This is a genomic window from Mesorhizobium sp. B3-1-7, from assembly GCF_006439385.1.
Taxonomy (GTDB): Bacteria; Pseudomonadota; Alphaproteobacteria; order Rhizobiales; family Rhizobiaceae; genus Mesorhizobium.
The window spans coordinates 19,531-43,812 of the sequence record NZ_VFTL01000020.1 but is presented as its reverse complement, the minus strand read 5'-3'; the positions used below and the strand labels follow the sequence as shown (position 1 = coordinate 43,812).

The 24,282-nt window shown below is 63.5% G+C and carries 20 protein-coding genes; 13 read left to right on the top strand and 7 right to left on the bottom strand.

What is annotated here, in order from left to right; all coding sequences use genetic code 11:
- Positions 1-62 precede the first annotated feature (62 nt).
- Positions 63-887: a MurR/RpiR family transcriptional regulator gene (locus tag FJ417_RS17670; protein WP_140706854.1), complete on the bottom strand. Its 825-nt coding sequence runs from the start codon at positions 885-887 to the stop codon at positions 63-65.
- Positions 888-1,033: 146 nt separating this feature from the next.
- On the opposite strand from FJ417_RS17670, the gene FJ417_RS17665 reads away from it, so the two are divergent.
- From FJ417_RS17665 to FJ417_RS17605, 13 genes are all read left to right on the top strand, one after another.
- The gene (locus FJ417_RS17665; protein WP_140784367.1) at positions 1,034-1,861 is read left to right on the top strand and encodes an N-formylglutamate amidohydrolase; all 828 of its coding nucleotides are present in this window, start codon (positions 1,034-1,036) and stop codon (positions 1,859-1,861) included.
- A 12-nt stretch (positions 1,862-1,873) separates the two neighbouring features.
- A complete protein-coding gene (locus FJ417_RS17660) occupies positions 1,874-3,412 on the top strand; it encodes an amino acid permease (protein ID WP_140784366.1) in 1,539 nt (512 codons plus the stop codon).
- A gap of 89 nt (positions 3,413-3,501) precedes the next feature.
- Positions 3,502-5,058 carry an amino acid permease gene (locus FJ417_RS17655; protein ID WP_140784365.1) on the top strand — a complete coding sequence of 519 codons (1,557 nt, stop codon included), beginning with the start codon at positions 3,502-3,504 and terminating at the stop codon, positions 5,056-5,058.
- 84 nt (positions 5,059-5,142) lie between these two features.
- Positions 5,143-6,513, top strand: coding sequence for a glutamine synthetase family protein (locus FJ417_RS17650; protein WP_140784364.1), 1,371 nt, complete (start codon positions 5,143-5,145; stop codon positions 6,511-6,513).
- Positions 6,514-6,693: 180 nt separating this feature from the next.
- Entirely contained in the window at positions 6,694-8,082 is a 1,389-nt protein-coding gene (locus tag FJ417_RS17645; protein WP_140784363.1) for an aldehyde dehydrogenase family protein, read from the top strand.
- 18 nt (positions 8,083-8,100) lie between these two features.
- The gene (locus tag FJ417_RS17640) at positions 8,101-9,273 is read left to right on the top strand and encodes an iron-containing alcohol dehydrogenase (RefSeq protein WP_140784362.1); all 1,173 of its coding nucleotides are present in this window, start codon (positions 8,101-8,103) and stop codon (positions 9,271-9,273) included.
- Between the two features lie 245 nt (positions 9,274-9,518).
- Positions 9,519-10,625 carry an ABC transporter substrate-binding protein gene (locus FJ417_RS17635; RefSeq protein WP_140642344.1) on the top strand — a complete coding sequence of 369 codons (1,107 nt, stop codon included), beginning with the start codon at positions 9,519-9,521 and terminating at the stop codon, positions 10,623-10,625.
- 187 nt (positions 10,626-10,812) lie between these two features.
- Positions 10,813-11,607 (top strand): ABC transporter permease subunit, encoded by a 795-nt coding sequence (locus tag FJ417_RS17630; RefSeq protein ID WP_226892226.1) that lies wholly within the window; start codon positions 10,813-10,815, stop codon positions 11,605-11,607.
- Positions 11,604-12,395 carry an ABC transporter permease gene (locus tag FJ417_RS17625; RefSeq protein WP_140651453.1) on the top strand — a complete coding sequence of 264 codons (792 nt, stop codon included), beginning with the start codon at positions 11,604-11,606 and terminating at the stop codon, positions 12,393-12,395. The genes FJ417_RS17630 and FJ417_RS17625 overlap by 4 nt, the downstream gene beginning before the upstream one ends.
- Positions 12,396-12,410: 15 nt before the next feature.
- Positions 12,411-13,475 carry an ABC transporter ATP-binding protein gene (locus FJ417_RS17620; protein WP_140784361.1) on the top strand — a complete coding sequence of 355 codons (1,065 nt, stop codon included), beginning with the start codon at positions 12,411-12,413 and terminating at the stop codon, positions 13,473-13,475.
- Between the two features lie 176 nt (positions 13,476-13,651).
- Entirely contained in the window at positions 13,652-15,205 is a 1,554-nt protein-coding gene (locus FJ417_RS17615; RefSeq protein ID WP_140784360.1) for a sodium:proton antiporter, read from the top strand.
- A gap of 203 nt (positions 15,206-15,408) precedes the next feature.
- Complete coding sequence (locus FJ417_RS17610) at positions 15,409-16,329, top strand: endonuclease/exonuclease/phosphatase family protein (protein WP_140784359.1); 921 nt, start codon at positions 15,409-15,411, stop codon at positions 16,327-16,329.
- Positions 16,326-17,171: an EamA family transporter gene (locus tag FJ417_RS17605; protein ID WP_140784358.1), complete on the top strand. Its 846-nt coding sequence runs from the start codon at positions 16,326-16,328 to the stop codon at positions 17,169-17,171. The genes FJ417_RS17610 and FJ417_RS17605 overlap by 4 nt, the downstream gene beginning before the upstream one ends.
- A gap of 89 nt (positions 17,172-17,260) precedes the next feature.
- Here the strand turns inward: FJ417_RS17605 and FJ417_RS17600 are convergent, their stop codons facing one another.
- The 6 genes from FJ417_RS17600 to FJ417_RS17565 all read right to left on the bottom strand — a co-directional run bounded on the left by FJ417_RS17600 (position 17,261) and on the right by FJ417_RS17565 (position 24,272).
- On the bottom strand, positions 17,261-18,508 hold the full coding sequence (locus FJ417_RS17600) for an MFS transporter (protein WP_140784357.1): 1,248 nt from the start codon (positions 18,506-18,508) through the stop codon (positions 17,261-17,263).
- A gap of 94 nt (positions 18,509-18,602) precedes the next feature.
- Complete coding sequence (locus tag FJ417_RS17595; protein ID WP_140784356.1) at positions 18,603-18,920, bottom strand: Dabb family protein; 318 nt, start codon at positions 18,918-18,920, stop codon at positions 18,603-18,605.
- A 10-nt stretch (positions 18,921-18,930) separates the two neighbouring features.
- Positions 18,931-20,559, bottom strand: coding sequence for a GMC family oxidoreductase N-terminal domain-containing protein (locus tag FJ417_RS17590; RefSeq protein WP_140784355.1), 1,629 nt, complete (start codon positions 20,557-20,559; stop codon positions 18,931-18,933).
- A gap of 6 nt (positions 20,560-20,565) precedes the next feature.
- A complete protein-coding gene (locus FJ417_RS17585; protein WP_140784354.1) occupies positions 20,566-21,327 on the bottom strand; it encodes a 3-ketoacyl-ACP reductase in 762 nt (253 codons plus the stop codon).
- A gap of 250 nt (positions 21,328-21,577) precedes the next feature.
- Positions 21,578-23,095, bottom strand: coding sequence for a GMC family oxidoreductase (locus FJ417_RS17575; RefSeq protein WP_140784353.1), 1,518 nt, complete (start codon positions 23,093-23,095; stop codon positions 21,578-21,580).
- Positions 23,096-23,156: 61 nt separating this feature from the next.
- On the bottom strand, positions 23,157-24,272 hold the full coding sequence (locus FJ417_RS17565; protein WP_140784352.1) for an ABC transporter ATP-binding protein: 1,116 nt from the start codon (positions 24,270-24,272) through the stop codon (positions 23,157-23,159).
- Between the last annotated feature and the right edge of the window lie 10 nt (positions 24,273-24,282).

Here is a 24,282-nt window from a genome sequence, read left to right as displayed (position 1 = left end):
GAGGTCCGGGCACGGTTCGGACTCTTGCGTTTTGCCGCATTTCGCCGCCTGCCTCCGCCTCGCTAGCGGAGGCTTTCAAGATCGCGGATGCGCTTGGCGCCGGCCGCTTCCAATTGCCTGGTCACGGCGCCGATAAGGGTTTCGGCGACCACGAACAAGGCGGCGGAGGAATCCCAGGCCGAAGGCACGGCGGTGCGCCCGGCGATCACGTGGCGGGCGAAGCGGGCGATCGGCGAAAGCCACTGGTCGGTGAAGAGAATGATCTGCACGCCGCGGTGATGCGCCTTCTCGGCGAAGCGGACGAGACTTTCCTGGTAGCGGCGGATGTCGAAGATCACCAGAACGTCGCGCTTGCCCATGTCGATGAGGCGGTCGCGCCAGATGCTCTCCTGGCCGGCGAGGTGATAGACGTCCGGCTGGATGATGGCGAGATGGGCGGCCATGTAGCGGGCCAGCGGATCGGTGAAGCGACCGCCGATGAGGAAGGTCTTGCCGCGCCGCTCGGCAAGCCGTGCGGCTATGTCGGCAAGCTGTCTGTCGGTGAGGTGCCGGAAGGTCTCACGCATGTTGTCGAGCGTTGCCTCGAGCATCGGCGAGACGGCGCCGCCGGCCGAGCTTGGATCGAGCGTGCGCGAAGCGGGCGACTGCAATTGCGCCGCCAATTCATCCTGCAGCGCCGACTGGAATTCAGGATAGTTCTGGAAGCCGAGCCTGGCGACGAAGCGCAAGATCGTCGGCGAGGACACGCCGGCCGCGGCCGAGAATTCGGCGACCGTCTTCAGCCCGGTCAAAGGATAGTTGGCAATCAGCGTCTGGGCCGCGCGGCGCTCGCCGGCCGGCATCGTCCCGATGCGGTCCGAGATCAGTTCGGCAATGCTGGAAATCATGTTTTCCCCCGCCTGTTGGCCGCCCGCCGCCGTTTTCCCGAATTCGCGTTTGACAAAGCCGGTCAAACTGTATGAAATCATTCACAGGGACGCAATGAGACAAAATACGTAACATACGATACAGCGCTCCCCCAGGGGACGGCAGCATGGAGAAAGCACGGCCTGTCAGCCTTGCACCGTCTGAAACCGTAAGGGTGACCAACCCTGGCGGCTCAAGCCCCTTCGTCATCACTTGCGACCACGCTTCCAACGTCCTTCCCGCCGAGTTCGGGACGCTCGGCCTGCCGGCCGCGGACCTTTCGCGCCATATCGCCTGGGACCCGGGCGCGCTTCCCGTCGCACGCCGCATGGCCGAAGCGCTCGATGCCACTTTGATCGAGACCCGTGTGTCGCGGCTCGTCATCGATTGCAACCGGCCGCTGGACGCGCCGGACCTCGTTCCGCCGGTCAGCGAGACGACAGCCATTCCCGGCAATTCGGGCCTGTCCGACAAGCAGCGCGCCACGCGGATCGACCTTGCCTGGCGCCCGTTCCACGACACGATCGCCCGGATCATCGACGAGCGGCTGGCGCGCGGCCAGGAGACACGGCTGGTGTCGGTGCACTCCTTCACGCCGATCTACAAGGGCAAGAGCCGGCCATGGCATATCGGCATCATCCATGACGAGGATCGCCGCCTGGCGGCGCCGCTGATATCGGCGCTGCAGCGGCTCTCCGGCGTCACTGTCGGCGTCAACGAACCCTATTCGCCGGCCGACCGCGTCTATTTCACGCTGGAACGGCATGCGCGTTCGCGCGGCCTCGCCTGCGCGATGATCGAAATCCGCAACGACGAAATCGCCGGCGATGCCGGGCAGCGGAAATGGGCGGATCTGCTCACAGGCATATTCTCGAATCTGGAGCCCGACGAGGCCAGGGGCTCCCGACCGCGCGCAATGGGAAAGTCAGTAGGAACGGCCAGCCAAGAACGATAGGGGAACTCCAACATGACAACAGATCACGCAGAGAAATCGGAGGACGTAAAAATCCTTCACAGCATGGGCTATGCCCAGGAATTGGCCCGCCGGATGAGCGGCTTCTCCAACTTCGCCATTTCCTTCTCGATCATTTGCATTCTAGCCGGCGGCATCACGTCGTTCCCGCTGGCGATGGGCACCGGCAGCGGTTTCGAGGCGACCATCGGCTGGGTTATAGGCGGTCTGTTCGCCCTTGTGGTCGCGGCTTCGCTCGGCCAGATCGGTTCGGCCTATCCTACCGCCGGCGGGCTTTACCATTGGTCGTCGATCTTGGGCGGGCGCGGCTGGGGCTGGGCAACGGCCTGGATCAACCTGCTCGGCCTGATCTTCGTCGTCGCTTCGGTGAATGTCGGCGTCTACCTGTTGTTTTCCGGGCTCGTCGCGGGACCGATCCTTGGCCTGGACACATCGACCTGGGGTTTCTGGCAGCAGACGACGGCGGTTGTCATCATCACCGTCACCCAAGGCCTGTTCAACCATCTCGGCATCAAGACGACGACGATGTTGACCGACTTTTCAGGATACCTCATCCTCGTTGTCGCGGTCGTGCTGACGCTGACCTTCCTGATCTGGGGCGCGCATGGCTTCGATCTTTCGCGGTTGACGACTTTCGTCAACACGACCGGCGATGCCGGCGGCGGCTATGTCCCGACGGCCCGCACGGCGCTGGTGGCCTTCCTGATCGGCCTTCTCTACCCACTTTATACGATCACCGGCTTTGACGCCTCGGCGCACACCGCCGAGGAGACGCACAATGCTCGCACCGCAGTGCCCAGGGGCATGATCCACGCAGTCCTGTGGTCTCTCGTCTTTGGCTTCGTCATGGCGGTCTCCTTCGTCCTCGCGAGCCCCGATCTCGTGGCTACCGCAAAGGACGGCGGCAATGCCTGGTTCAACCTGTTCAACAACCTGCCGGCGCCAACCTGGCTGAAGGATCTGCTCGGCATCTGCATCGTGCTGGCGAATTATCTGTGCGCGCTGGCCGGGCTCACTTCGACCTCGCGTATGATCTTCGCCTTCTCGCGTGACGGAGGCCTGCCGGGGTCGTCTTTGTGGAAGCAGGTTTCGCCGACCTGGCGCACGCCCGTCCCGGCCATCTGGCTTGGCGTCGTGCTGTCGATCGCGGCCACGCTCTATTCGCCGGCCTTCGCGGCGTTGGCAGCAGGCTGCGCTCTCTTCCTTTACGTGTCCTATGCCATGCCGGTGGCGGCAGGCCTGTTTGCGGAAGGCAAGACTTGGACGGAGTTCGGCCCGTTCCGTCTCGGCGTCTGGTCAAAGCCTTTCGCCATCGTCACCGTGCTCGGGGTCCTGGTGCTGATGTATGCCGGCATCCAGCCGCCCTTCGACATCCTGATCAACTACGCCATCGGATTGATCATCCTGCTGGCCGTTCTGTGGTTCGGTATCGAATCGCGGCGCTTCAAGGGGCCGCCGATCGGTGCCGACATTGCTCGTCGCGCGGCGGAGATCGCGGCCGCGGAAAAAGCAGTCGGCCAGACAGCGGGCTAACGGCAAACGCAATATCGCCCGGTCGGCTCAGGTCGATCGGGCATCACGGTGCAGGACCGCCCAGCCAAGAACCATAGGGGAATTCCAACATGACGACACCGGGTTATACAGACGTCGACAAGGCGGAGGACGTGAAAGCCCTCCACAGCATGGGCTATGCCCAGGAACTGGAGCGGCGGCTCAGCCGCTTCTCGAATTTCGCGGTTTCGTTCTCGATCATCTGCATCCTGTCGGGCGGCATCAATTCGCTGGCTCAGGCCACGTCGGGCGCCGGCGGCATCGGCATCGGCATCGGCTGGCTGGTCGGCTGCTTCGTGTCGCTCACCTTCGCGGTTGCCATGTCGCAGATCAGCTCGGCCTATCCGACGGCCGGCGGCCTCTATCACTGGGGCTCGATCCTCGGCAATCGCGGCACCGGCTGGGTGACGGCCTGGCTCAACCTGCTCGGCCTGATCACCGTGCTGGGCGCCATCAATGTCGGCACCTGGACCTTCTTCATCGGCGCCTTCGGACCGGCGCTCGGCATCGAGGGCACGCTGACCAACCAGATGATCTTCCTGGTCGTCATCACCGGCGCCCAGGCGCTGATCAACCATCTCGGCATCAAGCTGACAGCGAAACTGACCGATTTCTCGGGATATCTCATCTTCTTCGGCTCGATCCTGATCGCAGTGGTCTGCCTGCTTTCGGCCGAGACCTGGGATTTCAGCCGCCTCTTCACCTTCCATAACTACTCCGGCGACGCCGGCGGCGGTGTGTGGCCATCGGTTTCGAACGCCTGGGTGTTCGCGCTCGGCCTCCTGCTGCCGATCTACACGATCACCGGCTACGACGCCTCGGCGCATACGTCGGAAGAGACCATCAAGGCAGCCTCTTCGGTGCCGCGCGCGATGGTGATGTCGGTCGTCTGGTCGGCGCTGTTCGGCTACCTGTTCCTGGCCGCCTTCGTGCTGATGATCCCGAACATGGACGACGCCGCCAAGCACGGCTGGAACGTGTTCTTCTGGGCTTTCGACCAGCGCGTCAGCCCCGGCCTCAAGGAGTTCGTCTACCTCGTCGTGTTCATCGCGCAGCTGCTGTGCGGTCTTGCCACCGTCACCTCGGCCTCGCGCATGATCTTCGCCTTCTCGCGTGACGGCGGCCTGCCGGGCTCGGCAGCGCTTGCCAAGGTCAGCCCGACCTATCGCACACCGGTGGCGGCGATCTGGACGGCCTCGATCCTGTCGGTGCTGTTCGTGTGGGGTTCGACCCTGGTTTCGGTCGCCGGCACCTCGGCCTATACGATCGTTGTATCCTGCACGGTCATCTTCCTGTTTTTGTCCTTCATTGTGCCTATCGTGCTCGGCATGATGGCCTGGGGAACGCCGAAGTGGGACAAGATGGGCCCGTGGAACATGGGGCGCGCCGTCTTCATGCTGTTCGGCGTTCTCTCGATCCTGTCGATGATCCTGATCTTCGTCATTGGCATCCAGCCGCCGAACGACTGGGCGCTCTATATCACCGTCGGTTTCTTCATCCTGACGGCGATCGTCTGGTTCGCCTTCGAGCGCAACCGCTTCCAAGGTCCGCCGCTTGGCGACATCATCGCGGCGCGCCAGGCAGCGATCAAGGCGGCCGAACAGGCGGTCGGCGAGACCGGCCACTGACACTTCGCCTCATGGCCATGGCCGGCGCAACGCCGGCCATGGTTTTGTTTCCCCTCAATCGACAAGCGCTGGAGTGCCAAAGGAATGGCCGGGAATTTCTCGTTCGATCAGTTGAAGAAAGCGGTCTCGAACGGCGAGATCGACACGGTGCTGGCCTGCACCGTCGATATGCAGGGCCGGCTCTCGGGAAAACGCTTCCTGGCCCAGTATTTCGTCGATTCCGCGCATGGCGAGACGCATGGCTGCAACTATCTCTTGGCCTGCGACATCGATATGGAACCGGTGCCGGGCTACAAGGCGGCGAGCTGGTCGAAGGGCTATGGCGACTTCGTCATGAAGCCGGACCTGTCGACGCTGCGGCGCATTCCGTGGCTGGAGAAGACGGCGCTGGTCATCTGCGACGTGCTCGACCATCACGACCATGAGGATTTGGCACACTCGCCCCGCGCGATCCTGAAGAAGCAGGTCAAGCGCCTGCAGGAGCGCGGCTATATCGGCTATTTCGCCTCCGAGCTCGAATTCTATTTGTTCAGCGAAACCTACGATTCCGCGCGCAAGAAGCACTGGCAGGGGCTCGACAGCGCCTCGCCCTATATCGGCGACTACCAGATCGGCATCACCAGCAAGGAAGAGGGCGTCATGCGCCGGCTTCGCAACGAGATGGAAGCCGCCGGCATTCCAATCGAAAATTCCAAGGGCGAGTGGGGCCCTGGGCAGGAAGAGATCAATGTGCGCTATGCCGAAGCGCTCGACATGGCCGACCGCCACGTCATCCTGAAGAACGGCGCCAAGGAGATCGCCGATTCCGAGGGCAAGGCCATCTCCTTCATCGCTAAGTACAATTACGGGCTCGCCGGCAATTCCAGCCACATCCACAATTCGTTGTGGAGCGCGGACGGCAAGACGCCGCTGTTCTTCGACAAGAAGGCCGATTGGACGCTGTCCGCGCTCGGCCAGCAATGGGCGGCCGGGCAGCTCAAATACGCCAAGGAGTTCACCTGGTTCCTGGCGCCCTACATCAACTCCTACAAGCGCTTCCAGGCCGGCACCTTCGCGCCGACCAAGATCATGTGGAGCGAGGACAACCGAACCGCCGGCTTCCGGCTGTGCGGCGAGGGCACCAAGGGCATCCGCATGGAATGCCGCATAGGCGGCGCCGATCTCAATCCCTATCTCGCCTTCGCCGCCCTGATCGCGTCGGGCCTAGCCGGCATCGACGAGAAGCTGGAGCTGCAGAAGCCGTTCGTCGGCGATGCCTACCAGGCCTCGCGCCTGCCCGAGATCCCGAAGACGTTGCGCGACGCCACCGAGACGCTGGCCAAGTCGAAGATGCTGAAGCAGGCCTTCGGCGACGACGTGATCGAGCACTATGTGCACACCGCCCGCTGGGAGCAGTTCGAATACGACCGCCGCATCACGGATTGGGAGCTGCACAGAGGATTCGAACGGTACTAGGGGGCCGGGTTAGCGTCGGCGCTGCGCCTCACCCTTACCCTCTCCGTGAAGAACGGGGGAGAGGGGTCGCCAGCGCGGGAGCTTCTCCCCCGTCACTATACGGGGAGAAGGTGCCGGCAGGCGGATGAGGGGCGGCGCCAAGCCAAGTGATTTCGATTGTTGCAAAACTGCGAGGAAGAAATGACCGAAACGGTCAAACTCAAATCCCCCATCGATGGCTCGATCTATGCCGAGCGGCCGGTCGCGAGCGACCAGGCGATCAACGCGGCCGTCGAGCGCGCCAGGGCGGCGCAAGAGAAGTGGGCCGAGACGCCGGTCGTCGAGCGCGGCAAATACATGTTGGCGATGCTGGAAGCCCTGGTTGCGATGACCGACGAGATCGTGCCCGAGATCGCCTGGCAGATGGGCCGGCCGGTACGCTATGGCGGCGAGTTCGGCGGCGTCAAGGAACGCACCAACTACATGGTCGAGATCGCCGAAGCCGCGCTGAAGCCGGTGCTTGCCTCCAATCCGAAGGACGGCTTCCGCCGCTATGTCAAGAAGGTGCCGCTCGGCGTCGTGCTGGTGATCGCGCCGTGGAACTATCCCTATCTCACAGCGGTCAACACCATCGTGCCGGCGCTGATGGCCGGAAGCGCCGTCATCCTCAAGCATGCCGCGCAGACGCTGCTGGTCGGCGAACGCTTCAGCCAAGCCTTCGACAAGGCCGGCCTGCCGAAGGGACTGTTCCAGAACCTGGTCATGAACCACGCCCAGACCGAGAAGCTGCTCGGCTCGGGCAAGATCGACCATGTCAATTTCACCGGCTCCGTCGGCGGCGGCCGCGCCATCGAGAAGGCGGCCGCCGGCACCTTCATGACGCTCGGCCTCGAACTCGGCGGCAAGGACCCGGCCTATGTGCTGCCCGACGCCAAGATTGACCATGCTGTCGCCAATCTGGTCGACGGCGCCTTCTACAATTCAGGCCAGTGCTGCTGCGGCATCGAGCGCGTCTATGTGCATGAGAAGGTCTATGACGAGTTCGTCGAGGGTTTCGTCGCCGAGACCAGGAACTATGTCGTCGGCAATCCTCTGGACCAGGCGACCACGATGGGGCCGATGGCACAGGCGCGCTTCGCCGACCTGATCCGCGAGCAGAAGGCAGAAGCGCTGCGCAAGGGCGCCAAGGCGCATATCAACATGAAGGTCGAGAACGACAAGCCGGGCTCGCCCTATCTGGCGCCGGAAGTGCTGACCGAAGTCGATCACCAGATGAGCGTCATGCGCGAGGAAAGCTTCGGGCCGATCGTCGGCATCATGAAGGTGCGCAACGACGAGGAGGCGATCGCCCTGATGAACGACAGCCCCTATGGGCTGACCGCCTCGATCTGGACGCGCGACACGGGGCGCGCAATTGCCATCGCCGACCGCGTCGAAACCGGCACGGTGTTCATGAACCGCTGCGACTATCTCGACCCGGCGCTGGTCTGGACCGGCGTCAAGGACACCGGCAAGGGTGCCGCGCTCTCGGCCATCGGCTACGACAATTTGACGAGGCCGAAATCCTATCACCTGCGTGAAGCGATCTGACTTTTTGAAAGACAAGACATGTCCAAGCTCATCTCCAAATGGAACTATCCCACCACCGTTCGCTTCGGCGCCGGCCGCATCAAGGAACTGCCGGACGTACTGGCTGCGGCGGGTATCAAGCGCCCGCTCTTCGTCACCGACCCGGGTCTGGCAAAGCTTCCGGTTGTCGCCTCGACGCTGAAAATCCTCGACGACGCCAAGGTTCCCTATGGCGTGTTTTCGGAGGTGAAGCCGAACCCGGTCGAGTCCAACCTGACCGCCGGTATCGCCGTGTTCAAGAAGGGCAAGCATGACGGCGTGATCGCCTTCGGCGGCGGCTCGGCGCTCGACCTCGGCAAGCTGATCGCCTTCCAGGCCGGGCAGACCCGGCCGGTATGGGATTTCGAGGACGTCGGCGACTGGTGGACCAGGGCCAACTCGGACGCGATCGCGCCGATCATCGCCGTGCCGACCACGGCGGGAACCGGCTCCGAGGTCGGCCGCGCCGGCGTCATCACCAATGAGGCGACCCACACCAAGAAGGTCATCTTCCATCCGAAACTTCTGCCGGCGATAGTCATTGCCGATCCGGAGCTGTCGGTCGGCATGCCGGCCTTCATCACCGCCGGCACGGGCATGGACGCGCTGGCCCACTGCCTCGAGGCCTATTGCGCGCCGGGCTATCACCCGATGGCCGACGGCATCGCGGTGGAAGGCATCCGGCTGGTGTTCGAGAACCTGCCCAAGGCCTTCGCCAACGGCAAGGATCTGGTCGCCCGCGCCCATATGATGAGCGCCGCCGCCATGGGGGCCGCCGCCTTCCAGAAGGGGCTCGGCGCCATCCATTCGCTGTCGCATCCGATCGGCGCGCTCTACGACACCCATCACGGCATGACCAATGCCGTGTTCATGCCCTATGTGCTCGCCTTCAACAGGGAGAGCATCGACGAGCGCATCGCCCGGCTCGCCGCCTATTGCGGCATCAAGGGCGGCTTCGAGGGCTTCGCCAAGGCGATCATCAAATTGCGCAAGGAATTGAAGGTGCCGCACGCGCTGCCCGGCCTGATCAAGGGCCTCGACATGGACAAGAAGCGCAAGGCGCTGATCGCCGACATGGCGGTGGTCGATCCGACCGCCGGCGGCAATCCGGTCAAGCTCACCAAGAAAGCGGCGCTGACGCTGCTCGAAAATGCGATCGCCGGCTCCGTCTGAGAGCCGGCTTTCAATGCCGAAGAGTTGAATGAAGGGGCGTTCCAGAGCGGAGGGAGAGGGCAAAAGGCAAGGCGACTAACCATTAGCCGGAAAATTAAGCGCGGGCTAATTGCTACAGTCTGTTAAAAAGAGTTAACTTTTTTGGCCGCGGGGCTCGGGTTTCAAAAAGTCTTCATCTGGCTGTCACACGAAAACGATACCCGCATCGCAGGCGCTTAAACGCGCCAGTTCAACGGAGAGAACACATGTTCAAGTTCACGGGGAAAGTGCTTTCCCTCTCGGCCGCGGCGCTCTTTGCGTCGACGGTGATTTCGTCCGCGGATTCGCTGGACGATCTCGTCAAGGCCGCGAAGGCTGAAGGCCAGCTCACCACCATCGCGCTTCCGCATGACTGGTGTGGCTACGGGGCAGTGATCGACGCTTTCAAGGCTAAGTATCCGGAAATCAAGATCAACGAACTCAACCCGGACGCCGGCTCGGGCGACGAGGTCGAGGCGATCAAGGCCAATAAGGACAACAAGGGCCCGCAAGCGCCCGACGTCATCGACGTCGGTCTGTCGTTCGGCCCGACCGCCAAGGCCGACGGCCTGCTGATGCCTTACAAGGTGTCGACCTGGGACTCGATTCCGGACAGCGCCAAGGATGCCGATGGCGCCTGGTACGGCGACTATTACGGCGTGCTGTCGTTCATGGTGAACAAGGACCTGGTCAAGGAATCGCCGGCCGACTGGGCCGACCTGCTGAAGCCGGAATTCGCCAATTCGGTCGCGCTCGCCGGTGATCCGCGCGCTTCGAACCAGGCCATTCAGGCGGTCTATGCCTCCGGTCTGTCGTCGGGCGCCGCCGCTGGTGAAGCCGCCGGCACCGCTGGTCTCGACTTCTTCAAGAAGCTCAATGCCGCCGGCAACTTCGTTCCGGTCGTCGGCAAGCCGGCGACGCTGGCCCAGGGCCAGACGCCGATCCTGATCAACTGGGACTACAACGCGCTTGCCGGCCGCGACACGCTGAAGGGCAACCCGCCCGTCGACGTGATCGTGCCGAAGACCGGCGTTGTCGCCGGTGTCTATGTGCAGGCGATCAGCGCTTACGCGCCGCATCCGAATGCCGCGAAGCTGTGGATGGAATACCTCTATTCCGACGAAGGCCAGATCGGCTGGCTGAAGGGCTACTGTCACCCGATCCGTTTCAACGATCTCGCCAAGAACGGCAAGATCCCGGCGGACGTGCTGGCCAAGCTGCCGCCGGCTGAGTCCTACGCCTCGGCGGCTTTCCCGACGCTCGACGAGCAGGGCAAGGCCAAGGAAGCCATCAGCAAGAACTGGGACGCCACTGTCGGCGCCAACGTCAAGTAAGACTTGAAGTGCACCGGGCGGCCACTTGGCCGCCCGGCTTTCCCTCGAAGACGGTGCCGGGCGCATGACCGATCTATCGCTTTCAAATCAGTCAGTTGCCACCAAGCCCGTGCCGCCGAACGCGGCGACCGCTTTTCGCCTGCCGACGCAATGGATCGGTGTGGCGCCATTCTTCGTCTTCACCCTGATGTTCCTGATCATGCCGACGCTTTATCTCGTCATCGGCGCGTTTCAGACCGGGGAAGGCGGGTTCACGCTCGACAACATTCTGCAATTGGTGAGCGATCCTTCAATCAGCAATTCCTATTGGGTCTCGATCAAGATCAGCTTCTGGTCGGCCATCGTCGGCGCATTTGCCGGACTGGCGATCGCCGTGGCCATCGTGCGCGGCGGCCTGCCCAGCTGGGTTCGCTCCGCGACGCTGACCTTCTCGGGCGTCGCCTCGAATTTTGCCGGCTTGCCGCTTGCCTTCGCGTTCATCGCCACGCTTGGCCGCGTCGGCATCGTGACGGTGCTGCTGCGCGACATATTCAATCTCAACATCTATGCGATGGGGTTCAATTTCCTGACCACGTGGGGCCTGATCGTGGTCTATCTCTTCTTCCAGATCCCGCTGATGGTGGTCATCATCGTGCCGGCGATCGACGGTTTGAAGAAGGAATGGAACGAGGCCGCCGCCACGCTTGGCGCCACCCAGTGGCAGTACTGGCGTATGGTGGTGATACCGGTGCTGTTTCCGAGCTTCCTCGGCACCGTCATCCTTCTGTTCGCCAACGCCTTCGGCGCCATCGCAACGGCCTATGCGTTCGCCGGCCCGCAGCTCAACATCGTTCCCATCAAGCTCTATTCGCAGATCAACGGCGATGTGCTGCACAACCCGCAGCTCGGCTACGCGATCGCCTTCGGCATGATCGTCATCACCGGACTGGCGAATGTCTTCTACATCTGGTTCCGGACCCGTTCCGAGAGGTGGCTGAAATGAAGTCGGGCAAATTCTGGGCCTGGGTCGTCTTCGGAATCGGCACGGCCTATTTCTTCATCCCGCTGCTGGCGACGTTCGAGTTTTCGCTGCGCATGCGGCGCGGCGTCCATTCCTTCGACGCCTATCAAGTCGTGCTCGGCGATCCGCGCTTCCAGGCGACGTTCCTGTATTCGGTGGTCGCCGCGATCTTCACCATCATTCTCGGCGTGCTGATCGTGGTGCCGGCCGCCTATTGGATCCGTCTCCGTTTGCCTCAAATCAGACCGATCGTCGAATTCATCACGCTGCTGCCGCTGGTCATTCCGGCGATCGTCATCGTGTTCGGCTATATCCGCATGTACGGCTCGAATTCGCCGCTGCCGTTCCTGGCCAGCGATCTCGGCGCCAGCGCCTTGCTGGTGATCGGCTATGCGACGCTGGCGTTGCCCTATATGTACCGCGCCGTCGACACCGGTCTTCGTACCATCGATGTCAGAACGCTGACGGAAGCCGCCCAAATCCTCGGCGCCGGTTGGGCCACGATCATCACCCGGGTCATTCTTCCCAATGTACTGATCGCCGTTCTGTCGGGCGCCTTCCTGACCTTCGCCATCGTCATCGGCGAGTTCACGATAGCCAGCCTGCTGAACCGTCCGGCCTTCGGCCCCTATCTGCAGAACATCGGCGCCAACCGCGCCTACGAGCCGGCGGCACTTGCCATCATCGCCTTCGCCATTACCTGGGGCTGCATGTCGCTGATCCAAATCCTGTCCCGTTTCGCGCCGAAATCGGCGAACCGCCCGAATTGACCTGAGAGAAAAGCCATGGCCGAGCCATTCCTGTCTATCCAGCATGTGCGAAAGTCCTACGGCGCCAACACCGTGGTGCAGGATTTCAGCCTCGACGTCGAGCCCGGCGAGTTCGTCTCCTTCCTGGGGCCATCCGGCTGCGGCAAAACCACTGTGCTGCGCATGGTCGCCGGTTTCGAGGAGCCCTCGGCCGGCAAGATCGTCGTCGCCGGCAAGGACATCACTAGGCTGAAGCCCAATCAGCGCAATGTCGGCATGGTGTTCCAGGCCTACGCGCTGTTCCCGAACCTGACGGTGGCGCAGAACATCGCCTTCGGTCTGAAGGTGGCCGGCATGTCGAAGCCTGACGCGGACAAGCGCGTTGCAGAGATGCTCGACATGATCAAGCTGCCGCAGATGGCCGATCGCTATCCCTATCAGCTGTCCGGCGGCCAGCAGCAGCGTATCGCGCTCGCGCGGGCAATTGCTCCGAAACCCAAACTGCTTTTGCTCGATGAGCCGCTGTCGGCGCTCGACGCCAAGGTGCGCGTGTCGCTGCGCGAGGAAATCCGCTCGATCCAGAAGAAGCTCGACATCACCACCATCTTCGTCACGCATGACCAGGAAGAGGCGCTGTCGATCTCGGACCGCATCGCGGTGATGTATGGCGGCAGGGCCGAACAGGTCGGCACGCCATTCGAGATCTACAACCGGCCGGCGACCAAGTTCGTCGCCAATTTCGTCGGCACGCTCAACGTGCTCGAAGGCAAGGTCACCGATGCTTCAACGGGCAAGGTGCAGGTCAACGCCCAGGAAGTCTCGCTTAAGGGAAAGCTCAATGGCTCGAAGTCCGGCGATACGCTGTCGCTGGCGCTGCGGCCGGAAGCGATTTCGCTGGCGCGCCAGCCCGGGCACGATACCAGCCTTTCGGGCGAGATCGCCGAAGTGCATTTCCTCGGCTCGGTCATCCGGGTGCGCGTCGGCATCGGTGGCAACACGGTGTCGCTCGACACCTTCAACAACTCGACGACACCGCCGCCGATCGTTGGCGACAAGGCGGATATTTCGTTCTCGTCGGGCGATATGCTGGTCCTGCACTGACGGCCTGGCCGTCTTGACGCCGATGAGACAGGCGAAGCCTTTGCGCTGGCCGAGGGGGTAATCCGTCGATCGGCCGGAGGCGCGGCCTGCCGGGCACTACAGGCCTTGTCGGATAAATCAGCAGTATCCTGCTTCAGGGTACTGCCAAGCTTCGTGCTTCGCCGTTACGATAAGCCATGGCGCTGTTCGAACTTACTCTGATCCTGCTTCTCATCGCCGTCGCGCTGACGGCGGTATCGCGATGGCTGGAGGTGCCTTACCCGTCGCTGCTGGCGCTTGCCGGGGTCGGGCTTGCCTTCGTGCCGGGCGCGCCGGTGATCGAGATCGATCCGGAACTGGCGCTTGCACTGTTCATCGCGCCAGTGCTTCTCGATGCCGCCTATGACACCTCGCTGCGCGACCTGAAGCGCTATCGCCTGTCGCTGGTGCTTTTGGCACTCGGCGCCGTCGTCTTCACCACTGTGGTCGTTGCCTTCGTCGGCTGGAAAATGGCTGGACTGCCGATCGCGGCGGCGATCGCGCTCGGCGCCATCGTCGCGCCACCGGATGCGGTCGCGGCAAGCGCGGTGCTCAATCAATTCAAGGTGCCGCACCGCCTCACCGCTATCCTGCAGGGCGAGAGCCTGCTCAACGATGCCACGGCGCTGCTGATCTACCGGATTTCGGTCGCGGCAGCCATCGGCACGCTCATGCTGAAAGACGCAGTGCCCGTCATCCTGCTTGCAACGGTCGGCAGCGTTATCGCCGGCTATCTGTTCGGCCGCTTCTCGCTGCTCACGCTGACGCGCATCGAGGATGCGGCAAGCAGCACCGTGGTGCAATTCGCCGGAACCTTCGCGGTCTGGATCATTGCCGACAGACTCGGCCTTTCCGCCATCATCACCATCGTCGTTTATGCCATCACCATCGCGCGCACCGCGCCACGCCGCATGTCGGCCCGGCGCCGCGTCAGCACCTATTCGGTCTGGGAATCGGCCGTGTTCGTACTCAATGTGCTGGCTTTCGTGCTGATGGGCTTGCAGGCCCGTTCGATTGTCGGCCGGCTTTCCGGCGACGGGCAAGGCGAAGCCTTTCTCTTCGCCGCAACGGTGCTTGCGGTCGTCATCGTGGCGCGTCTCGTCTGGGTGGCGGGCTATGTCACGGTCATACGCTGGTTTGCCCGCTATGACAGCGAGGAAGAAAGGCGCGATGCACCGACATTTCGCGGCGCCGTGCTTGTGGGTTGGTGCGGCATGCGCGGGCTGGTGACACTGGTGGTGGCAATTGCCTTGCCGGCCGACTTCCCCGGTCGCGATCCGATCGTGCTGGCCGCCTTCGCGGTCGTCCTCGGAACGCTCGTGCTGCAGGGCATGAGCCTCAAGCCGCTGCTGCGCCGGCTCAACTTCGAGCGGGATACCTCGATCGACCGCGAGGTGGCCGAGGCACGGGTGGCGATCATGCAGGTTGCGCTCGATGTGCTGAGCCGCAAGACGTCGGCCGCTGCCGCCGTCGTGCGCGAGCAGTACGAGGCGCAGCGGCGGGTTGCCGAAAATCCCGACGACGCACAAGCCGCGACGGAATACGACCGGTTGCGTCTTTACGCCATCAAGCGGCAGCGCGACAGGTTGGAGGAACTGCGCAGCAATGGCACGATCGGCGACGAAGCCTATCACCGGCTGGAAGAGGAGATCGACTGGTCGGAACTGGCGGCGTCGCCCGCCGGAAGCTTCCAGCCACTGACGACCTATTAGGCGCAGCGGTTCGCTGGTCTCCGTTGGACTATTCCGCTTGGCCTCGCGGCACATTGCAACGCAAGAGGCGGGGCGATAGAGCGGTTCACCGAAGACGGCGAACCACTCTATCCCTTTGTTTTGACGCAATTCCGAACGGAAAACCGCTCACACTTTTCCTGGAATTGCGCTACTGCGATCACCAGAAGTGAGCCGGTTAATCAATGAAGCTGATCAGCTACAACATCCAGTACGGCTATGGCAGCGACGGGCGCTACGATCTCAGCCGCTGCGCCAGGCTGGTGAACGGCGCCGACATCATCGCGCTGCAGGAGGTCGAGCGGCACTGGCAGCGCAGCAATGAGGACGACCAGCCCGAGATCCTGTCCAGCCTGCTGCCCGACTATTACTGGGCTTACGGCCCGGCCTTCGATATGGACGCCAGCGAGAGACGCGACGGCCGCGTCGTCAACCGCCGGCGGCAGTTCGGCACGATGGTGCTGTCGAAGCTGCCGATCGTCTGGTCGCGCCTGCACACGCTGCCGCTACGGCGCACGCTGAGGCCGCTCAACACCCGCAACGCGGCGCTGGAATGCATGATCCGCACGCCGGCTGGACCGGTGCGGGTGCTTTCCTTGCATCTTGCCCATATCGCGGCGGAGGAGCGGCTGGAGCAGATCGACTATCTCAATGCCGAGCATCGCCGCGCGCCGTCCGACGGCGGCCCTTGGAGCGGCGTCGATGACGAGCCGCGGCGCAACTGGACGAACGGCCAGACGGAACCGGAAAATCCGTTGGCGGCGATCTGGCTGGGCGACTTCAACATGGAGCCGGGCAGCGCCGAATACCGGCGTATTGTCGGTAGCACGCCCTACCATCGAGGCGCTGCTTACATCGACGGATTCGTCGATGCCGTAGCGGTCGCCGGCGAGTCCGGGCCGGACTTCCATACGCACGAAAAGATCATCGATGGCAGGCTGGCGAAACGACGGCTCGACCATTGTTTCGTCGGCGGCGGGTTGGCCGATCGCGTGCGTTCGGTAACCGCCGATATCGGCGAGGTGGCTTCCGACCATTTTCCGCTCAGGGTCGATATCGATCTCGAAACGCCTTTCGGCTCGAGAAGGTCGACGAAACCGACATGACGCTGTTCGTCTTCCTGGCGGTGCTCTCGGCGGCGGCCATGCACGCGATCTGGAACGCGCTGGTCAAGGTGCATCTCGACCGCTTCCTGTCGATCACGCTGATGACGCTCGGGATGGGATTTGCGGCGCTGTTCGCACTTCCCTTTGTCGAGGTGCCAAAGGCTGAAGTCTGGCCCTACATCATCGCCTCGGTGATCTTCCACATGGGCTATCGCACCTTCCTGGTCAGCGCCTACAAGGCGGGCGATTTCGCCCAGACCTATCCGCTGGCGCGCGGCACCGCGCCGCTGCTCTCGGCGCTCGGCGGCATCGTCATGATAGGCGAGGTCCCGGCGCCGTTCGCCATCGTCGGCATCGTGCTTCTGTCGGCAGGCACGCTGGTCATGTCGTTCCGCGGCGGGGCGCATCTGGAGAAGCTCAATTTGCGCGCGGTCGGCTTCGCGCTCGGCACATCGATCTTCATCGCCAGCTACACACTCTCCGACGGCAGCGGCGCGCGGCTCGCGGCAACCGCGCAAAGCTATGCGGCCTGGCTGTTCGTCTGCGATGCGGCGTGGGCGCTTGTGCTGTGCATCGCCGTCCGCGGACCGCAGTCGCTTCCGGTGCTGGCACGCGACTGGAAAGCCGGCCTGTTCACCGGCGTGCTCAGCGGCGCGGCCTACTGGATCGTGATGTGGGCAATGACCAAGGCGCCGATCGCCTCGGTCGCGTCGCTGCGCGAGACCTCGATCCTGTTCGCCATGCTGATCTCGGTGCTGGCGCTGGGAGAAAAGATGACGGCCTGGCGCGCAGCCGCGGCGCTCGGCATCGTTGCCGGCGTCGCGGCGCTCAGGCTCGGATAGCGGGCGCCGTCTCGCGGAAACGGCGCCCTCTATCTCTTCGTTTTAGTAATTGCGGACGGGCTACGGCGAAGTCGCCGAGCCTGACCGTTTCACACTTTTCCCGGGATTGCTCCAACCTCATGGTCCAACACGGTCATCACCTGGCCGCGCTTCTCAGGGCTGAAGCGGATGACGATGATGATGCAGACCGCGACCACACCGGCGAAGAGCGCCAGCGCGTAGCCATAGCTGCTGCCGGGCGCCTCGGCGATGCCCGCCTGATACGGACCGCCATAGGATGCCGCCAGATTGCCGGCCTGGTAGATGAAGCCGGGCAAGGTCGCGCGCACGGCGCCTGGCGAGAGCTCGTTGAGATGCACCGGGATGACACCCCAGGCGCCCTGAACCGCCACCTGCATGACGAAGGCGCCGACGGCCAGCACAAAGGGCGTGGTCGAATAGGCCCATAGAGGCAGTGCCGGCAAGGCGATCAGGCAAGCGAGCGTAATGGCATTGACGCGGCCGATCTTCTCGGACAGCGCGCCGAAGGACAGTCCGCCGACGATGGCGCCGATGTTGGCGACGATGGTGATCCAACTCACCGTATGCGGATCAAAGCCATGCTGCTTCTTGAGGAAGGTCGGATAGAGATCCTGCGTGCCGTGGCTGAAGAAGTTGAAGAACATCATCAGCACCACGGCATAGAGCGCGATGCCCCAGTGCTTCCGCAGCGTTTCGAGCATTCCTGGCTTCACGTGCTGGCGGGCTTCGACGAAGGCTGGCGATTCCGGCACATGCGAGCGGATGAAGAGCACGATCAGCGCCGGTATGAAGCTCAGGAGGAACATGGCGCGCCAGCCGAAGGTGAAGTCGCCGATCTTCTGGCCGTAGAGCAGCCCGTAGACCACCGCGGCCAGCAGGTAGCCGGCCGGATAACCGCATTGCAGGATGCCCGAGACCATGCCGCGCGCGCTTGGCGGAATGGACTCCATGGCAAGCGAGCTACCGAGGCCCCATTCGCCGCCCATGGCGATGCCGAACAGGGCGCGCAGCGCCAGGAATATGCCGAGATTGGGCGAGAAGGCGGCCAAAGCGCCGATCACCGAATAGCTGACGATGTTGAGCATCAGAATGGGCTTGCGGCCGTATCTGTCGGCAAGCATGCCGAAGAAGAACGCGCCGATGAAACGCGTCGCCAAGGTCAGGAACAGCGCTTTGGAGACCGCCGGCACGTCGGTCTGGAATTCCGTTGCAATATCGGTAAGCAGGAAAGTCAGAAGGAAGAAATCAAAAGCGTCGAGCGTCCAGCCGAGGAACGACGCGAGTACGGTTTTCTTCTGCTCGGTGGTAAGGTTCAAGGCGGTCCTCCTTTTGCATCCCCCAAAAGCAACGATATGTTCCAGGGCGGGTAAAAGAGAACCGGACAGCTGCCGGTTTTAAGCCGGCGAGCGGTCACATTTGCGTCACCTCGAGATCGATGACCATCAGCCCCTCGGTGCCGCCTTCGAGGGCGGCGACCAGACGGGCGCCGGCGCGCTGATGCGCTTCGTGCACCAGATAGGCGTCACGCGCGGCGGCATTTTTAAAGTCGATGGTGAAGCCGTGGCTGAAGCCGCGCGCGAACGGCTCCGGGCTGACATTGGCGCTGAATTCCACCTTGCCCATGCCGTCGATGACGGCGCGCAGCGCTTCGAGATCGGCGTGGATCGCCGCCCGCTCGGTTTCAGGAACGTCGTCGCGAAAGCGGACAAAGACGCAGTGACGGATCATTATCGGTGCCTCACGCTGCCTGGTTGCCCTTGAACACGGCCGGCGGCAGCGGCTCGCGGCCGAGAATGAGGTCGGAACCTTTTTCACCGACCATGATCGTCGGCGCATTGGTGTTGGAGGACGGGACGCGCGGCATCACCGATGCATCGCAGATCCGGAGACCTTCGATGCCGCGCAGCCTCAGGTCCGGCGTCACCACGGCCATCGCATCATGGCCCATGCGGCAGGTGCCGACGGGGTGATGATCGGTCTTGGAGGTGCGGCAGGCATAGTCGGTGAGGTCGGCATCGCTCTCTAGGTTTGGCCCGGGCAGCACCTCGCGAAATACGTAGGGGGCAAGCGCCTTCTGCCGCATGATCTCGCGCGCCAATCTAAGGCCCTTGATCGACATGTCGCGATCATAGGGATCGGACCAGTAGTTCGGATCGATGAGCGGATGATCGGCCGGGTCGGCGCTCTTCAGCCGCACCGTGCCGCGCGAGCGCGGACGCAGGAAGGCCGAGTTCAGCGTCACGCCAGGATTCTTCAGTTTTTCCACGCCGGCCTCGATGCCGGAGCCGAGGCCCAAATGGAACTGGATGTCGGGGGAGGCGGCCGTCGGGTCGGCGTACCAGAAGCCGCCGGTCTCGAACAGGCTCGAGGCGACCGGCCCCTTCTTGAGCAGCAGGTACTGCAGACCGGCCCATAGGGTGCGGTGCAGCTTGGCGTAATTGTCGTAGGTGTGGTCGCCGGTGCATTCGGCGATCACGAACAGGTCGAGATGGTCCTGCATGTTGGAGCCGACGCCGGGCAGGTCGTGAACGGGCCTGACGCCGACCGATTTCAAATGGTCGGCCGGGCCGATGCCCGACTGCATCAGGAGCTTGGGCGAGCCGATGGCGCCGGAGGAAACGATCACCTCGCGTTCGGCGCGCAGGATCGTCTTTTCGCCGCCAGGTCTGTCGACCACCTCGACACCGATGGCGCGGCCCTTCTCGACAACGACACGGGTGACCAGCACATCGGTCCTGACCGTCAGGTTCTTGCGGGCGCCGATCGGCTTCAGATAGGCGACGGAGGCGGATGACCGCCGCGCATTCTTTTGGGTCAGCTGATAGTAGCCGACGCCTTCCTGGGCAGCGCCGTTGAAGTCGGGATTGAAGGGGATGCCCATCTCCTGGCCGGCGCGAAAATAGGCCTCGCAGATCGGCAGCGGCGAGATTGGGTTCGAAACGCCGAGCGGGCCCTGGTCGCCATGGAAATCGTTGGCGAAGCGCTGGTTGTTCTCGGCGCGCTTGAAATAGGGCAGCACGTCGCGATAGCCCCAGCCGGCGAGGCCTTCCTCCTTCTCCCAGGCGTCGTAGTCGCGGGCATTGCCGCGCGTGTAGATCTGGGCGTTGATCGACGAGCCGCCGCCGACCACCTTGGCCTGTGTGTACCAGAAGACGCGGTCCTTCATGTGCTTCTGCGGCACGGTCGACCAGCCCCAGGAGGCGATGCCCTTGGTCATCTTGGCGAAGCCCGCCGGCATGTGGATATAGGGATGCCAGTCCTTGCCGCCGGCTTCGAGCAGCAGGACGGAATTCGACGGATCCTCGCTCAGCCGGTTGGCGAGAACGCAGCCGGCCGGACCAGCGCCAACAATGATGTAATCAGCCATTGTTCCTCACAAGCGTGGCACGGAGAGCGCGCCGTCGACATCGATGATCGATCCGGTCGAAAAGCCGAACTTTCCGGAGGCAAGCGCGGCCACGACGGCCCCGATATCGGCGCCTTCGCCCCAGCGTTTTGCCGGCACCAGGCCGCTTTCGATCAACGCGTCATATTTGGCGGAAACGCCCGCCGTCATATCGGTTCGGATGATGCCCGGCCGTACCTCGAACACGCCGATCTTTTCAGCCGCGAGTCGCAGCGTCAGGTTCTTCACCCACATGGATAGGCCGGCTTTCGAGACGCAGTAGTCGGCGCGCTCCGGCGAGGCCATGGCGGCGCTCACCGAAGTGATGGTGATGATCGATCGGGCTGAACCGGCAGGCGCCGCAAGCATAGCCTTGGCGACGGCCTGGCTGAGGAACACCGTGCCGCGCAGGTTGATGCCTAATGCGCGGTCGAAATTCTCCGGCTTCAGGTCCAGCAAGTCGCCGCGCATGACGGCTCCGACGCCGGCATTGTTGACCAGGCAGCCGATGTGGCCGAAGGCTTTGGTCGCAGCATCAACGAGTGCAGCATGGCCTGCGAGATCAGCGATGTCGCAGCGATGGTAGGCAAACTTCGCGCCGCGCTTGGTGATGTTGGAGGCCAGATTGACATCGGGCTTCTCGGCAAGGTCGGCGATCAGAATGTCGAAGCCGGCGTCGGCCAATGCCTCGGCACAAGCGAGCCCAATTCCGCGCGCGCCGCCGGTGACGATGGCTGCCGGGCGGGTCATAGGAGACTAGCCTCGCGGACGCAGGCGCTGCCCCTCATCGCCCTGCCTGTCCTCCGCAGCAGCTGCGCTGCTGCTGCGGAGGGTGGATCGGGCACTTCTCCCCGTATAGTGACGGGGAGAAGGATGCTGTCGCCGGCGCTTTCGCCAATCGCCAGCGCTGCAGAATGAGTGCCGGCGTTGCGGCCAGCCCTCTTCTCCCCGTTTACGGGGAGAAGGTGCCGGCAGGCGGATGAGGGGCGGCGCCGACCGATCATGAAGAAAGTTCCGTCCTGCGGATATGTTCGGCGACGCGCAGCGCCTGCGCCGCGATCGACAGCGCCGGATTGACGGCGGCCGATGTCGGCAGGAAGCCGCCGTCGACGACGTAGAGGTTCTGGTGGTCCCAGGCGCGGCAGAGCGGATCGAGCGGCGAGGTGGCCGGATCGTCGCCCATCTTCACCGTGCCGCACTGATGCGAGGGCGTGCGCTTGTCGAAGGGGCGCGACAGCACGATTGGATAACCGCAGGCGCGAAGGTTCTCGCGCATCACCTTGGCCAAGCCTTCCAGCGACTGCATGTTGGAGCGCCGCCACTGCATGACGATCTCCTTGCCGTCGACCATGATGCGGCTTTCCGGATCGGGAAGGTCTTCGCACATCAGGTACCAGTCGACGGCGTGGCCGGCCATGTAGTCGAGCGCGAATTTCGGCATCGTCTTCACATTGGCCTTGAGCATGTTGCCGTCGATCTTGCCGAGCAGTTGCACATTGCCGAGCGGCTTGCCGCCCTTGCCGTCGGACAGATAGTAGTCGTTGAGCATCAGCGTCTTCTGGTAGACGCTATCGTTGCGGCGGCGCGGATCGATCGCCAGCATCGCGCTCGAATTGTGGTTCATGAAATTGCGCCCGACCTGGTCGGAGCTGTTGGCGAGGCCCTTGCCCCCTTTCTTGCTGGTATTGGGCGACGGCGAGCGCAGCAGGATCGCGGCTGAGTTGATCGCACCGGCCGACAGGATGACGAGCTTCGGCGACAGCGTCTTTTGCGCACCGTTCTGTGTATAGTGGACGGCGGCGATCGACTTGCCGTGCGGCGCGGTTTCGAGCCAGTCGACATAGGCGCCGGTTTCGAGCCGGATGTTGGGATCCTTCAGCGCTTCGGTCAGCGGACCAGTCTGCGCGTCGATCTTGCCCTGGCCGGTGTTGGGGAACGCATCCCAGCCCGTCTTGCCGTCTTTCAGCCAGGCCTCGATGTCGACGCCGAGCGGCAGCGATGCCGGATGCAGTCCGAGGCTCTTCAACTCGGCGCGGGCGCGCGCGATCGGCGGCTCGTCCGGCACCGGCTTGAAGGCGTAGGGGATCGAATGGAACGGCTCGGTCGGGTCCTCGCCGAGCGTGCCGCGCACGCGAAAAAGCTGCTCGGCTTTCGAATACCAGGGCTCGAATTCGTCATAGGAAAACGGCCAGGCCGGCGAGACGCCGCCGAAATGCTCGAGCTCGGCAAAATCCTCCTTGCGGTAGCGGATCAGCACCGCGCCGAAGAACTTCGAATTGCCGCCGACATAGTAGTAGTTGCCGGGGTTGAAGGCAGCACCGCCGGCCTCGCGCCACATCTCCTTCGGCCGGTAGTGCTCGTCGACGAAGATGGAACGCGTCGAGCGCGCATGCGGCGTCGCGGGCAGCGGTTCGCCGCGCTCAAGGATCAGGATCGAGGCGCCGCTGCCGGCCAAGCCGGAGGCGATCGTGGCGCCGCCGATGCCGGAGCCGATGATGACGATATCCGGATTTTTCATAGATCTTTGTTTTGCTGCATGTCGTTGCCCCAAAACCGGACCCACTTTTGGGCGACAGGCATCAGAGGATGCGCTTCTCGGTCGCGGGGTCGAAGAACACCGCCTTGCTGAGGTTGAAGGCTAAAGGCGTGCTGGTGCCGGGCTGGATCCTGGCATCGGCCCGCAGCCGCGCCACGACGCCTTTGCCGCCCAGATTGGTGACGGCGAACGTATCCGAACCCGCCGGCTCCACCACTTCGATGTGGCAGTCGGCGGTGGCAATGTTCGAACCGTTCCGCTCGGCCCCCTCAGGGTCGGTCAGCGCTTCGGGACGCACGCCGAAGATCACCTGCTTGTCCTTGAACGCCGACAGGCCCGCAGGCGCGGCGGGCATGGGCAGCACGATCGGCTGGCGCGCCTCGCGGTCCAGCACCACCGACAGCCCGCTGCCATTAGCGTCGATCTTGGCCGGGATCAGGTTCATCGCCGGCGAGCCCATGAAGTCGGCGACGAAGATGTTGGTCGGGTTGTTGTAGATCTCGGCCGGCGTGCCGAATTGCTGCACCTCGCCGTCGCGCATGACGGCGATCTTGGTCGCCAGCGTCATCGCCTCGATCTGGTCGTGCGTGACGTAGACGATGGTCGTGCCGGTCGTGGCGTGCAGGCGCTTGATCTCGATGCGCATGTCGACACGCAGCTTTGCGTCCAAGTTGGAGAGCGGCTCGTCGAACAGGAAGAGTTTCGGGTCGCGCACCAGCGCCCGGCCCATGGCGACGCGCTGGCGCTGGCCACCGGAAAGCTGGCTGGGCTTGCGGTTGAGCAGGTGGCCGATCTGCAGAACCTTGGCCACCTTGTCGATCGCAGCCTGGCGCTCCGTCACCGGCACGCCGCGCATCTCCATGCCGAAAGCGATGTTGCCGGCCACCGTCATGTTCGGATAGAGCGCGTAGCTCTGGAACACCATGGCGATGTCGCGCTTCGAGGGATGCAGGTCGTTGATGGCGCGGCCGTCGACGCGGATCTCGCCCTCGGTGATCTGCTCCAGGCCGGCAATGGTGTTGAGCAGCGTGGACTTGCCGCAGCCGGACGGGCCGACCAGCACGAGGAAGCCGCCCTTTTCGAGCTCGACATTGATGCCCTTCAGAATCTCGACATTCCCGAAGCGCTTCTTCAGCCCATCAATTTCCAGAAAAGCCATGATCGTTCCT

Excerpts from the sequence above, each read along its gene's own strand:
- FJ417_RS17595 (WP_140784356.1), bottom strand. The coding sequence starts at position 18,920 with ATGATCCGTCACTGCGTCTTTGTCCGCTTTCGCGACGACGTTCCTGAA.
- FJ417_RS17610 (WP_140784359.1), top strand. The coding sequence starts at position 15,409 with ATGAAGCTGATCAGCTACAACATCCAGTACGGCTATGGCAGCGACGGG.
- FJ417_RS17565 (WP_140784352.1), bottom strand. The coding sequence starts at position 24,272 with ATGGCTTTTCTGGAAATTGATGGGCTGAAGAAGCGCTTCGGGAATGTC.
- FJ417_RS17670 (WP_140706854.1), bottom strand. The coding sequence starts at position 887 with ATGATTTCCAGCATTGCCGAACTGATCTCGGACCGCATCGGGACGATG.
- FJ417_RS17640 (WP_140784362.1), top strand. The coding sequence starts at position 8,101 with ATGTCCAAGCTCATCTCCAAATGGAACTATCCCACCACCGTTCGCTTC.
- FJ417_RS17575 (WP_140784353.1), bottom strand. The coding sequence starts at position 23,095 with ATGAAAAATCCGGATATCGTCATCATCGGCTCCGGCATCGGCGGCGCC.
- FJ417_RS17630 (WP_226892226.1), top strand. The coding sequence starts at position 10,813 with ATGTTCCTGATCATGCCGACGCTTTATCTCGTCATCGGCGCGTTTCAG.
- FJ417_RS17605 (WP_140784358.1), top strand. The coding sequence starts at position 16,326 with ATGACGCTGTTCGTCTTCCTGGCGGTGCTCTCGGCGGCGGCCATGCAC.
- FJ417_RS17620 (WP_140784361.1), top strand. The coding sequence starts at position 12,411 with ATGGCCGAGCCATTCCTGTCTATCCAGCATGTGCGAAAGTCCTACGGC.
- FJ417_RS17590 (WP_140784355.1), bottom strand. The coding sequence starts at position 20,559 with ATGGCTGATTACATCATTGTTGGCGCTGGTCCGGCCGGCTGCGTTCTC.
- FJ417_RS17650 (WP_140784364.1), top strand. The coding sequence starts at position 5,143 with ATGGCCGGGAATTTCTCGTTCGATCAGTTGAAGAAAGCGGTCTCGAAC.
- FJ417_RS17615 (WP_140784360.1), top strand. The coding sequence starts at position 13,652 with ATGGCGCTGTTCGAACTTACTCTGATCCTGCTTCTCATCGCCGTCGCG.
- FJ417_RS17585 (WP_140784354.1), bottom strand. The coding sequence starts at position 21,327 with ATGACCCGCCCGGCAGCCATCGTCACCGGCGGCGCGCGCGGAATTGGG.
- FJ417_RS17645 (WP_140784363.1), top strand. The coding sequence starts at position 6,694 with ATGACCGAAACGGTCAAACTCAAATCCCCCATCGATGGCTCGATCTAT.
- FJ417_RS17635 (WP_140642344.1), top strand. The coding sequence starts at position 9,519 with ATGTTCAAGTTCACGGGGAAAGTGCTTTCCCTCTCGGCCGCGGCGCTC.
- FJ417_RS17625 (WP_140651453.1), top strand. The coding sequence starts at position 11,604 with ATGAAGTCGGGCAAATTCTGGGCCTGGGTCGTCTTCGGAATCGGCACG.
- FJ417_RS17660 (WP_140784366.1), top strand. The coding sequence starts at position 1,874 with ATGACAACAGATCACGCAGAGAAATCGGAGGACGTAAAAATCCTTCAC.
- FJ417_RS17665 (WP_140784367.1), top strand. The coding sequence starts at position 1,034 with ATGGAGAAAGCACGGCCTGTCAGCCTTGCACCGTCTGAAACCGTAAGG.
- FJ417_RS17655 (WP_140784365.1), top strand. The coding sequence starts at position 3,502 with ATGACGACACCGGGTTATACAGACGTCGACAAGGCGGAGGACGTGAAA.